This window comes from Spiroplasma endosymbiont of Dioctria linearis, assembly GCF_964030865.1.
Lineage (GTDB): Bacteria > Bacillota_I > Bacilli_A > Mycoplasmatales > Mycoplasmataceae > Spiroplasma_A.
In genome coordinates this window covers 169394-182271 of sequence record NZ_OZ034984.1, presented here as the reverse complement: position 1 = coordinate 182271, position 12878 = coordinate 169394, and the positions used below count along the sequence as shown (strand labels likewise).

The window sequence follows — 12878 nt, the reverse complement described above, 5'->3', positions numbered from 1 at the left end:
TTCTTTCTTTAAACTTTTTTAAAAATAAATGTAATTGTTTTAACATTTAAGTTTCTTTTATTACCATAGTTTATAATAAAAACTCCATCATTAAAACCAATATTTGCTAATATATTACAAAATTCTTCACACCCATATCAAGATAATTTGAATTCTTGGCTTTCTTGTAATTGTTCATTAATATAATAATCTATTTGATTAATGCTATATTGTTCAATTCAATTAATTTCCTTACTTAAATTTTTTACAACTATTATTTGATCATCAATATAGTGACTATATTCATGATTAGTTCCTGCTTTAAACTCAATGGGCAATATTAAGTCAATAATAATGGTCCCTTGTGGTTTTAAAGAGTCATAAAAGTTCTTTAAAACTTTTTTAGCTTTAGTTCTTGTTTCAAGTAAATTGAAAGTTGCATTAGGAACTATAATATAATCATAAGTTTCAAGTTCTCTATATTCTTCTAAATCTTGACAAATTAAGTTCCCTGTTAAATTTTCCTTTTCCAAATTTTTTTGACAAATATTGATCATTTCTTGTGACTTATCAATACCAACAATATCAACTTTATATTTTAAAAGCGGAATGAATAATCTGCCATTACCTACTCCTGCTTCTAATACCTTTCCCTGAATTGGTAAAAGTTGAGACTTATAAAATTCTAAATCTCCATCAATGCTTGTTCCTGGAGGCTTGGTAAAGTCATATATTAAACTACTAATTTGTTTATAGTGATTTGCCATTTTATACCTCTTATCTCTTTAATTATATTTTAAAATTAACCATTTAAAAAGAAAAAACCAACATTAATGTTGATTTAATCTATTTAATATATTTACCAATTTCACTAACTGAGCTAATTTTAGTTTTACCAGCACTTAACGCTAATGGTGTAGCTGATTTTATTACAAATGAGTTTTCAAAACTCTTTAACATTTCAAAATCATTGTCACCATCACCACTAACAACAATATCATTACTGTCAATTTTATACTTATCTTGTAAGTATTTGATCCCTAAATGTTTAGAAACATCTTCATGCATTATTTCTAATACAAATGGCGCTGTTTTAACTATTTTAATGCCCTCTACATTTTTAAATAAGTAAGTTATTAAATCAAAATCTGGAACATGTGCATATAATGAAATATTGTTCAATTTTTCATTTTGCAAAATTTCTTCCATAAAATCTTGAAATCGATCTTCTACATTAAATCAATGTGAAAATACTAATGTTTCTTTAAATCTCGGAATTACTTCGTCAATTCCAGATATTATATTAGTATTTTTTGTATCTGAAATTTTAATACCACAAAACTTGTGCAGTTTTTTAAGATTTTCTAATATTTGTTTTCTTTCTTTCATTGGAATTGACAGTTCATAAATAGACTCACTATTTTTAAACATTGCAGCTCCATTATTAGTTATTCGATATTCTACATCAAAGCCCTTTTCTTTGATTATTTCATCCAACTCTAAAAAACCCCTACCTGTAGCAATTACAAATTTATTCGATTTTGTTCATTGCTTAATAAATTTCTCATCTTCAAGAGAAATTTTATGATTATTTTCTTTTAATGTAAGAGTTCCATCAAAGTCACTAATTCATCACTTCATCCTTTTATCATTCCTTTCTCTATTATTTTAAGACATTTTAATAAAAAATAAACCATAATTTAACTTTTCTAATGAGTTAGATCCTGGTTTATTTATACAAAATTACTGTCCATAAGTAATTGTTTATTTAAAGTTTTATAATTATCTTCAAAGATAAACTAAAGTATCTGCAGGTTTTTGACAACCACAAGTTCCACAATTTTCTTTTGCTTCTTTGAACTGTATTTTTGCAAATCCATCATTCATTTCACCTTTACTTAATGCTTGTGATAATAATTCACCTTTTTGTAAAGCTGCTAAAACTGTTTTTCCTTGTTTCAATTGATTATCAATTTCACCAAAATCACCGTTAGTAATTTCAACTACGTTATTTAAGTCTAATGACATTTTTTTTCACCTCCCTTATTTGTTATAATAACTATTATTAAATAACAATGTAAGTAGGCACTTTAAAGTAACTTACTTTAAAAAGGAGTAATTAAAATGCAAGTATGTCCCGTTGAATTTAGCTTATCTATTCTAAAAAATAAGTGAACTATTTTTATTATTAGAGAATTATTAACAACTGAAAAAAGATTTAATGAGTTAAAGAGAAAAATTAATGGTATAACTACTAAAGTTTTAACTGAAACTTTAAAGCATTTGGAAAAAATGCAAATAGTTAGCCGTGAAGTTGAAGAAACTACTCCAATAAAAGTTACCTATTCTTTAACTGATTTAGGTTTAAGTTTAAAACCAATATTAGATTCGCTTTCTGAATGAGGCGTAAAAAATTTAAGCAATAGTAATTAGAGCATTAAAAAAACCTAAAAATCTTTAGGTCTTTTTAATCTTTTTGACTAACCGTGATTTGTGTCAGTTGAACACATTTGACAGTTAGCACAGTTATCATCAAATTCACATTTACAATTACAATCTTTGCAATCTTTTGTACATTCCATGAATACTCACTTCCTTCCAAGTAAATTATAATATATATGTAGAATAATATTTATTTCTTTATAATATTTAAAAGTAATTGACTAAGTTTTAAACTACCTTTTTGTAAAATCTCTTTAAATTGTAACTCATTGCTACCATTATCAATATGATCACTTACTAATTTTAAAGCTATTATTGGCTTTTTAAATAGATGTGCTGCTTGATAAAAACCAAAGCATTCCATATCAAAAATTGCTATAGAATTACTAATTGGAACAATGATTTCCTCAACTTTTTCTTGTGAGTTAATAAAAATATCACTTGAACAAATATCTACTTGTTTAAAAGCCTCAAATAAACTTAAAAGTTCATCATTTGAACAGTAAAATTGCTCCATTCCTGGAATTTGACCTAATTTATAGCCAAATCCCCTAGCATCAGCATTACCTAAATATGATTTTCTTACTATAATTGGTTCTAATGACTTTAATTTTTTAGAAAATGTACCTACTAAACCTGCATTAATAAAGTAATCAATTGTAAATTTTTGATTAATATAAGTAAAGCAACTTGCTGCATTAATTAATCCAATTTTAGATATTGCAATGTAAATATTATCTTTTTGATAAATTTCAAAGTGCTCATCTTTTACTAATTTTGGTGAAAGATGTTCAATTAAACTTTTGGCTTCTTCTTTCATTGCAAACAAAATAGCATAGGTTTTCATTATTTATTCTCCCTAACTCAAAAATTATAAGCTTCAATTAAATTTCTGCCAATTGAATCTTTAGAGTGTTTCTTAATAGCTACTTCATATTGGTTTTTAAGCAATTGTTTAAATCCAGTTAATAAATCAGATTTTACTAAGGCTCTCAAATTATCAACTCCAGGATAATCTCTTTCTGATGAAATCTTATCTGCACAAAAAACTATCATATCAAGCATAGTCATATCTTTTGAACCTACAGTATGATTGTAGACTGCTTGAATAATTTCTTCATCTTTAAATAACCAATCATATTTTAAGTGGTAAGCTCCTACAAATGAATGTCATGTTGGTTCTGGTTCTTCTAATAAGGCCTTGTTATACTTTAAAAGAGAGACTTTCATCTCATCGTTACTTCACCTTTTTGCTATATCGTGAAGCGTTCCAGCAATCAAAGCTTTATTTAAGTCATAATTGTTCAACCTAGCTAATTCCATAGCCATTTGACCTACATTAAGTGAATGAAAATACCTCTTTTCATCCATTTTACTTTCAACTCTTTCATATAAATACATTAAATTATTGTTAACATAATCATTAACTTCTTTAATTTGTAAGTTCAAATCAACAAGATTTCTAATTTTTGTTGAACTTAGATAATTATTTTCAAATTCAAAAGTTTCCAAATTATACTTCTCAACAATAATTTGATTAAAGTCTTTTGTTCGTAAAAAGACTTTAAAGTCTATTTCTTCAATTAATTGCTTAAAGTTATCTCATTTTTCAAAGTCATCTAATTGATCTGAACCCATTACAAAGGAAAACTTCATTTTAGGGAATTTTGCTTTGTAATATTTAACTGTGTCATATGTAAAACTTGAAGTATGCTTTGAAATTTCATAAGTTTTAATTTTTACATAGTTTAAATTTTGAGTTGCTATTTTTAGCATTTCCAATCTTTGAGTGACACTTGAAGTTGAAAGTTTTTTAAAAGGATTAACATAAGCTGGCATTATTCAAACTTCATCAAAGTTTAAGTTTTTTTTACAGCTCTTGATTATATTTATGTGATCACTGTGAACTGGATCAAAACTTCCCCCAAATAATGCAATTCTTTTCATCTTATTATCCTTTACTAATTAATTCCTTTAGAAATTTACCCACACCATTATTTTCAATTCTATCAATTACTTTTCAAGCCTTCTTTTTAACTTCATCGTGGGCATTTCCCACAGCAATCCCAAAGGGCATTTCACTTATCATTTCTAAATCATTGTTGTTATCTCCAATAACAATTATATCTTTTAAATCTACTTTCATTATTTCAGCTCATTTTTGAACACCTGTGGCTTTATTTATCCCCTTTGGCATTGCATCAATTAAAATTCTTGATTGAATGATCGTTGTTGGATAATATAAGTTTTTTGACTCTAAATAATCTTTTAGTTTATTAGCAACTTGTGTTTCTTTTTCATAATCAAGTGAGTACATTACTCTAATAATTTTATGAACATCATTGTTAATATCTTTAAGTAGTTGATTATAATCTTCATATAAAATAAAGTCAGGTTGGCAATCTTTGGGATAGTGACCATAAAGTTTTTTATAGGTTTTTATTCTTTCTGCAATTGTTAATGAACAAACACTAGTTGGTGTATATAAAGATACATCTAAATCATTTTCCATAGCATATTTTAATAAATCAATTATAATTTCTTTTTTCATAACTTCTTCATAATAAACTTCTCAAGTTATTGGATCTACTATTACAGCCCCATTAGAACAAATAACTGGCAATTTAATATTTAATTGCTTGATATAATATTTTATATTTTGCAAAGATCTTCCAGTTACTACAAAAAGCTTATTATTTGATAAGCTTTGGTATTCATTGATGTTTTTAACTGTGCTTTGCAATATTTTAAAGTCACTATTTTGAACAACAGTTCCATCCAAGTCACTTCCAATATAAGGTAATTTCATAATATTATATCCTCCAAACTTATTTTACAATATTGAACTAAAATAATCACATTGTTAGTGTTAAAAATAAGTTATTTTTTATAAATATAACTATTTGTAAAATGTTCCATTGCAGAAATTGAACTTACATAAACATTTACTCCATTTACTTCAACTTTTGGAATAGCATTTAAAATGTCATTGACAAATAAGATCCCCTCTACTTCAACAGTTTTTTCATTACTAAATTTAAGTTCTAATTTTTTTAATTGTTTCTTTACTTTTTTCAATTCCTTTAAAACAAAATTTAAAGGTTCTGAAAATATATTTGCAACATAATTTGAATTTTCAGATAAAGCATCAGTTGTTCTTTTTTCATTTAATCAATCAATATTTTCTGGAGGAAAGAAATTTACTAATATGACAAATATTTTGTTTAATCAAGGATCATAAATAATACTGTTGGCAATATTATTATTTTGTTCTTTATCATCACTTGGTTTAAAAATCAAAAGTTCATTTGCATTAAATACCTTAATATTATTAAATCTTCTTTCAATTTTCTTTAATTGTTGATTTAGTATTAATGAATAATCCTTTTTCAACATTAAAAAAAGTTTGTTTGAAATATTGCTATCAAAGAAATGATATTTCTTTTGCATATGCTTTGCCATTCATAAAAACTCTGGATAAGTTATCAAAATTTTAGTTTTATTTTGATTTAAAAAAGATAGTATTGGTTTTTTATAAATTAAACTATAATATTCATCAATATTTTTATTATTAAATTCTCCTGAATTTTTATTAAATACTAAATAATTGCTTGTTAATTCTATCTGTTCAGCTGAGTAATTTTTAGAACCCGCATCAGAACTTTCCTGTGCCATATTTGTTTGAATGTCACCAAGAGAATAAAAGTTTCTTTTTAAAAACATATTTTTTAGTAAATCTACTAAGTTAAAATATTCTTCAAAATTAAGATTTTCTAAAAAATTTGCACTCTTATAATATTTTTTGATTTGATTATTTATTACATTATCATATGCTTCAAGCGATCATGCTTTAAATTCATTAATAATATTTTTTCTTGCTTCAGTTTCATCACTATATTCTCCTTGATCAAAAATATATTCATAATTTAAAGGAGCTAAAGCATTTCCTGTAATCTTTGGAAAGAACGACTTTATTTCACTTGCATTATTTTTATATGTAGTTAAATCACAAGAATTTTTAACATGGGTATAAAGTCAAAGATATAAAAAAATATCTTTATATCTTTTCATTGAGTAAACATCTTTTTTAATATATTCATCCATTCTTGATAAAATACTTAAATTTTCAATGCTATCATCAGTAAAATATAATCCTCAAGCTGTTAGGGTTTCATAAAAACCTTTTAAGCTGTTTTTGTAATTTTTAAAATTAAAACTGTTATCTGAATTATTTTCCTCTTGATATAAAAATTCATTTGAGGTACTCAATGTAATATATTCTTGAGAAATTAATCTAGCTGCTAAAAAAATAGCACTAATTACTAATGCCTTTGAAAGTTTTTTTTCTTGTTCTGTTTTATTTTCAACAAAACTATTATCTTTTTTGTTAAAAGAGTTATTGACATAAAAATTAAATCTTTCAATAATTTGATTTTCCATCATATTTCTTAAATTCTTCATATTTTTTTCATATTTTTTTAATACATCAAATGCATTCACTAAATCATTATTATTAATATCAAAATACTCAAAAAAATTTAATTTCTCTTTAAAATCAAAAAAACCATTCTTACCTGCTATTTTATTAAAATGTTTTCTCATATTTATCCTCATTAAAACATAATTTTATTATACCTTTTTTTAAGCTATTTTCCACTCCCATATTTAGCTCCGCATAAAAAAACGTCATTCTAAAATAACGTTCTTTTAATTAAATTTCTCTAGATATGCAAACTTTTTTATATCATTCATAAGATTTTTTTGGTATTCGATTCTGTGTACCCTTTCCAAAACTATCTTGATCAACATAAACTAACCCATAGCGTTTTGTCATTTCACTTGTACCATGTGAAATAATATCCATTAAACTTCAAGCAGTATATCCAATACATTCAACACCATCATCTATTGCATTTTGAATTTGCTCTAAATGATTTTTGATATATTCAATTCTATAATCATCATTAATTTTACCTTTTTCAGGTTTTTCATCAAAACCAATTCCATTTTCTAATATAAATAATGGTTGTTGATATCTGTCATATAATCTATTCATTAAAATTCTTAGACCTATCGGATCAATTTGTCACCCTCATTCATTTGCTTTTAAGAATTTATTTTTACCAATTTTAGCAAGGTTTCCCTCAGTTACTTCTCCTTCAATTTGATTTACTACTCCACTCATATAATAACTAAATCCTAAGAAGTCACAAGTATTTTCTTTAAGCAATTTTTTTTCTTGCTCTGTAATTTTTAAATCAATTGATAATTTTTTTAACAAGTTCAATGAAAATTTTGAATACTCTCCTCTATGCATAACATCAAAAAATGAATATATTTTTAGCTGCTGATCTTTTTCAGTTTTTAAAACTAATTGTGGATCACAATTCTCTGCATAACTTAATAAAGTTGCTACCATAGAACCAAATAAGAAATTCTTGTTAATCTCTTTACCAATTTTTATTGTTTTTGCATTAGCAATAAAAATATTATGTAATGCAATCATTGATAAACCTAAAATATTTGAATCTTCATCATCTAGCAATCCAGCCCCTGCTCAGACACTATAATTTGCTGCATTCACTTCATTAAAGGGAATTCAGTATTTAACTTTATCCTTATATCTTTGCATAATTGTTTTTGAAAAATTAGTATAAAAATCAATTAATATTGGATTTTTTCACCCTCCATATTTTTCAACTAAATGATAGGGCATTTCATAATGAGACATTGTAATAATAGGTTCTATTTTATTTTTTATTAACTCATCTATTAAGTTGTCATAGAACTCTAATCCTTTTTGATTTGGTTCTTTCTCATCTCCATTGGGAAAAATTCTTGTTCAAGCAATTGAAGTTCTAAAACAATCGTTTTTCATATCTGCTATTAGCTTTACATCTTCTTTATATCTTTCATAGAAATTAACACCAATTTTTTTTGGATATATATAAGTTCCGTTATCATTTAAAGCTTCTTTTAATTTTGATTTTGTCATTTTTCTTTCAGTATTTATATCTTTTCTATCTAAATTAGGGTTATACCTTCTTAATTCGGCAATTGAAAGTCCTTTTCCATTAACATCAAAAGCACCCTCTGCTTGATTTGCTGATATAGAACACCCTAACATTAAATCTTTACTAATTTTTTTCATTTGCTACTCCTTTTAATAAATTAATATTTCTTTTATAATCTAATTTCAACTCTTTAATTTTTATATGATTTTCTTTTTTATTTTCAGTTTCTTTTAAATAAGTTTTTAATTCACTTTTATAATCTTGTCTTAGTTTTATAATTTCACTATTAACTTTATAAAAATCAAAATCATACTCCTCTTTAAATATTTTTAAAGTTCTTTTATTAAAGAATTTTATTTTTGAAAGTAATAAAGTACTAAAGAAGCTAACTAGAATTGTTGTTAACATACTAATTGTTCCTCATAGACCACTACCTCCAATTCATGTAGTTAACTCAATCTCTTGGGGCGGTCCTGAAATAAATCCTATTACTCCTAAAAAACCAAAGGGAGCTGTTGATGTTCATACTCCCGAAGCAGTGTATAATAAACATCCAAAATATGTCCCTATTACTGCACCTAACATTGGGAAAATATATTTTAACCCTATTGAGTATATGCAAGGTTCAGTTACTCCTGCAATAAATCCAGAAGTAGCATTTGTTCAAGCTATTTGTTTTACTTTACTATTATTTTTATATCTTAACCCAAAGGCAAAAGTAGCTACTGCTGTAGAGACATTTGAAAGAATTAATAAACCTAGTATTAAACTACCTTTAAATTGGGCAATATCTTGCATAATTATTGGTGTAATAGTTCTATGAATTCCAAATATAACCATTGGAGAATATAGTGCTCCAATAATTGGAGTAAATATATACTTTGTAATATTGTTTGTCATTAAGTATTTAAATGCAATTGATAAGTAGCTTGTAAATAATAAACCAATTGGAGCAATAATTAAAATAGAAATTAAAACTGTAGTAATTATTACTATTAAAGGTTCAATCAACATTCTAAAATTTCCAAAATTAGCTTTTGCTAATAGTTTTTGTATACTTACACCCATAAAAGCTACAAGTACCATGGGAATAACTAAACCTTCAAAAGAAATTTTTCATGGATAAACAACATCTCCAAAAATACTTCATCCAGGCATTTGACCTAATATAGTTTGGCCATTTTCAACTTTAAGATCACTTAAAGCAGTAAGTTTGGGGTTACATAAGATAACAGCAATAACAATACCATAGATTTCATTACCACCCATCACTTTAAATGTTGATCAAGCTACCCCTATAACTATGAAATAAGTAAAACCTCTTGAAATAGTTTCTGTAAATTCATTTAAATCTTGTAGTCATTTTTTATCACTTGTATTAGATGCCAAAAATATGGGCATACGTAACATTTCTCAAAATCCAATTGCAACCAAAACAATTAATAAAGGTGCAAATACTTGTGATATAAATGTCAAAAATGATTTTTTAGGTTTCTTAACATCTAACTCAGAAGTATCTTTTTTTGATAAATCAGTTGTTATTGCATTTTGCTCACAAAATAATTTATAAAGTTTATTGACACTTGTTCCAATAATAATTTGAAACTCTCCTGAAGAGAGTATTACTCCCTGTACAAATTTCAGTTTTTTAATAGCTTGGGTATCAAAAAGCTTATCATCTTTTAAGACAAAACGAAGTCTGGTCATACAATGATATACTTTTTCTATGTTTTCAACACCACCTACTAAAAAAGTTATTTCTTTAATATCTTCATTTTTATAATCCATAAAAACCTCCATACATATTTTTGCAAATTATATGTGTATATGAAAGTTAAATGAATTAGTTTACAAAGAGCAAACTAGTTTATTAGACTCATTTGATAATCTAAATATTTTCAAAGATATATTAGTTGAAAATTTCTATCAATATAGTTTCTATTAAAATGCTCATTATCAAAAAAAATTGCTTTAATTTTTTTAGACTGCAAATACTTTTCTCAATTTAAAGAAGCAATCACAATTATATTTGAGTTTTTATTATAGACATACTCAAAAAAACCTTTTAATGAGTTAGTATCTCTTCCAGATAAAATAAAGACAGACTTTACTTTTTCATAGCTTCTATTTTTAATGCTAATAATATCCTTATCCAACTTTAATGTTCATACATCAATATTATTTTTTTGTAAAATATCTTCAAGAAAATTAGTTGAATAAAGTGTTTGATAACCAGAAAAAACCTGAATTTTATGTTCCAAGTTTGTTAAGAAAAAATTACTTATTTGCTCATAGCTTTCAACTGTTCACTTTTCTAAATATTGATTATTTATAAAAAAATCATTTTTAACCTTATTATCAATTAATTTCTCATCCGATTTATTTAAAGTAAAATTATTCTCATATTCAATTTTTAACCTTATTTGTAACTCTCTATATCCACTAACTAAAGCTGCTTTGGAAAATGCAGTTATAGTTGCTTTAGAACAATTACAAATAAATGCTAGATCATCTTGACTTCTAAATACTCCATTTGAAAAATCTTCTAAAATTTTTCTAGATATTATTCTAAATACTGTATTTCTATTTTCTCTGCCTAAGTTATCAATTCTTGTATATATTGAGTTCATATTTGTCCTTTAATAATATAAATATTATACAATTTTCTAAAAGAAATATTATTCAATTTCAAACAAGTTATTTCAAGAGAAATAGAGTTTTTATTACTTATGTTTAATTGTCTTTATGCTAATACTTTTATAAAAATATATTAAAATAGTTTGAAATTTTTAAAGTTTTTTGACTATAATGAAAACTAATATTAAATTTTTTGATATTGTTTTAATAAACATTCTTCACAAATTTGTTTTAATCTATTTAGTTGATTGATTACAATATAATTTGATTCCCTATTACACTCATTACATAGAGAACTATTGTTTGCAATTTTAGCACCTGATGCAGTTATAATGCAATCTTTACAAATAAAAACTAGTATATTTACTTGATTAATTTTTTTGTAAGATGCTGGTTTTTTACAATTTTCACATATATAGGTTTGCATATCTTTCACTTCAATTCTAAGATATAAACATTATATTTAAAAAAAATACTATTTATATTTATATTTTAAAATTTTAAAAAGATATTACTTTTTAAAATTTTTTTAAAAAAAAATTGATTTTTTTATATTTTTTTGATATATTTAATTATGTCCTTTGGACAGGGCTATGAATATTAAATTTTGATACTACAAATTTGTCAATAGTTTGTAAAAATTCATTCTTTAATTCAATATAACATCCTTTCTTTCGATTAGGTCACTTGTTTTCATAGCCTTTTATGTGACCTTTCATTACTCATTCATATCTTTTTAATTATTAGCAAATCAATAATATGCGAAAGCATGATTAATAATAATATATAAAAAAAGCACTTCCCTAAAGTGCTTTTTTTTCGTTTTATTAATATCTTATAAATTTTAGTCTGCTTTTTTTAAAGCTTTTTTTTGTTCTTTTTTAAGTTTCTTTAATTCTTTTTTAGACATTGGTTCATCTACATTTTCTCTATTTAAATAAACCTTTTCTGCTGCTTCAAGTTCAGCTTCCTTAGTATCTTTATTTGTATTATTTTCAATTACTTCATCATCATCTGATTCATCTTCTTCATCTTCTTCATCTTCTTCATCTTCATTTTCATCATCTTCATCATCTTCATCAGATTCGTCATCATTTTCCTCGTCTTCTTCATCTTCTTCATCTTCAGACTCTTGCTCAATAATTGAAGCTTGAGCTTGAGGATTAAACTCTTGTTTTACTTCTACTTTTTCAATTACTTCATCATCATCGTCGTCATCATCTGAGTTTACAATAATTGATTTTAATATTTCATTTTCATTTAAAATTGCTGTTTTCTCTTCAATAACTGAATTAATTTTGCTATTAAGATCTCTTAATTTTTTTTGCAACATTTTATTTTGCTCACTCATATTTTTAACAACCATCATTGTTTCATCAGATTTATTATGATTTTGTTGACATTTTCCATGAGAGCAACAATCGTAAGTTCTTTTTATACGCGTATTATTTCTAGCAACAGGTACATTTTGAGGTACTGGGTTAGAGAATTTATTAATATTATTTGGAAAACCAAAATTGATAGTATTTGCTGCTTGAATAAAATTTGTTGCATCTTCTAATTTAATAAATTTTGCAACCAATAAATTAGAGAGAGTATTAATTACACAATAATTTCCGTCAATATAATTTATAATATACATTTTTAACCCCCACTTTTTTTAAAATTCTATATAGTTATTATAACATAATATTACTTCCTATTTAAAGTATATATTATAAACAATAATACAATTAATTGCTAGTATTATCAAACTATTTTTTAAATTAACTAATAACTAATTAACTATCTAATTAGTTACTTTTA

The 12878-nt window shown here is 24.8% G+C and carries 13 protein-coding genes; 1 reads left to right on the top strand and 12 read right to left on the bottom strand.

Going from position 1 to position 12878, the window contains the following annotated elements; all coding sequences use genetic code 4:
• Positions 1-8: 8 nt before the first annotated feature.
• The 3 genes from AAHM84_RS00835 to AAHM84_RS00825 all read right to left on the bottom strand — a co-directional run bounded on the left by AAHM84_RS00835 (position 9) and on the right by AAHM84_RS00825 (position 2007).
• Complete coding sequence (locus tag AAHM84_RS00835; RefSeq protein WP_342259020.1) at positions 9-746, bottom strand: class I SAM-dependent methyltransferase; 738 nt, start codon at positions 744-746, stop codon at positions 9-11.
• Positions 747-825: 79 nt separating this feature from the next.
• Positions 826-1620 carry an HAD-IIB family hydrolase gene (locus tag AAHM84_RS00830; protein ID WP_342259019.1) on the bottom strand — a complete coding sequence of 265 codons (795 nt, stop codon included), beginning with the start codon at positions 1618-1620 and terminating at the stop codon, positions 826-828.
• 141 nt (positions 1621-1761) lie between these two features.
• The gene (locus tag AAHM84_RS00825; protein ID WP_342259018.1) at positions 1762-2007 is read right to left on the bottom strand and encodes a hypothetical protein; all 246 of its coding nucleotides are present in this window, start codon (positions 2005-2007) and stop codon (positions 1762-1764) included.
• Between the two features lie 96 nt (positions 2008-2103).
• On the opposite strand from AAHM84_RS00825, the gene AAHM84_RS00820 reads away from it, so the two are divergent.
• Positions 2104-2412, top strand: coding sequence for a helix-turn-helix domain-containing protein (locus AAHM84_RS00820; protein WP_342259017.1), 309 nt, complete (start codon positions 2104-2106; stop codon positions 2410-2412).
• Positions 2413-2611: 199 nt separating this feature from the next.
• Here the strand turns inward: AAHM84_RS00820 and mtnN are convergent, their stop codons facing one another.
• From mtnN to AAHM84_RS00775, 9 genes are all read right to left on the bottom strand, one after another.
• Positions 2612-3268, bottom strand: coding sequence for a 5'-methylthioadenosine/S-adenosylhomocysteine nucleosidase (gene mtnN / locus AAHM84_RS00815; RefSeq protein ID WP_342259016.1), 657 nt, complete (start codon positions 3266-3268; stop codon positions 2612-2614).
• The gene (locus AAHM84_RS00810; RefSeq protein ID WP_342259015.1) at positions 3268-4368 is read right to left on the bottom strand and encodes a nicotinate-nucleotide adenylyltransferase; all 1101 of its coding nucleotides are present in this window, start codon (positions 4366-4368) and stop codon (positions 3268-3270) included. The genes mtnN and AAHM84_RS00810 overlap by 1 nt, the downstream gene beginning before the upstream one ends.
• A 4-nt stretch (positions 4369-4372) precedes the next feature.
• A complete protein-coding gene (locus AAHM84_RS00805; protein WP_342259014.1) occupies positions 4373-5230 on the bottom strand; it encodes an HAD family hydrolase in 858 nt (285 codons plus the stop codon).
• Between the two features lie 71 nt (positions 5231-5301).
• A complete protein-coding gene (locus tag AAHM84_RS00800) occupies positions 5302-7023 on the bottom strand; it encodes a hypothetical protein (protein ID WP_342259013.1) in 1722 nt (573 codons plus the stop codon).
• A gap of 109 nt (positions 7024-7132) precedes the next feature.
• Positions 7133-8572, bottom strand: coding sequence for a glycoside hydrolase family 1 protein (locus AAHM84_RS00795; protein WP_342259012.1), 1440 nt, complete (start codon positions 8570-8572; stop codon positions 7133-7135).
• Positions 8559-10223, bottom strand: coding sequence for a PTS transporter subunit EIIB (locus AAHM84_RS00790; RefSeq protein ID WP_342259011.1), 1665 nt, complete (start codon positions 10221-10223; stop codon positions 8559-8561). Before AAHM84_RS00790 ends, AAHM84_RS00795 begins: the two co-directional genes overlap by 14 nt.
• 74 nt (positions 10224-10297) lie before the next feature.
• Complete coding sequence (locus tag AAHM84_RS00785) at positions 10298-11065, bottom strand: hypothetical protein (protein ID WP_342259010.1); 768 nt, start codon at positions 11063-11065, stop codon at positions 10298-10300.
• Between the two features lie 191 nt (positions 11066-11256).
• On the bottom strand, positions 11257-11499 hold the full coding sequence (locus tag AAHM84_RS00780; protein ID WP_342259009.1) for a hypothetical protein: 243 nt from the start codon (positions 11497-11499) through the stop codon (positions 11257-11259).
• A 417-nt stretch (positions 11500-11916) separates the two neighbouring features.
• Positions 11917-12714 carry a hypothetical protein gene (locus AAHM84_RS00775; RefSeq protein ID WP_342259008.1) on the bottom strand — a complete coding sequence of 266 codons (798 nt, stop codon included), beginning with the start codon at positions 12712-12714 and terminating at the stop codon, positions 11917-11919.
• Positions 12715-12878 lie beyond the last annotated feature (164 nt).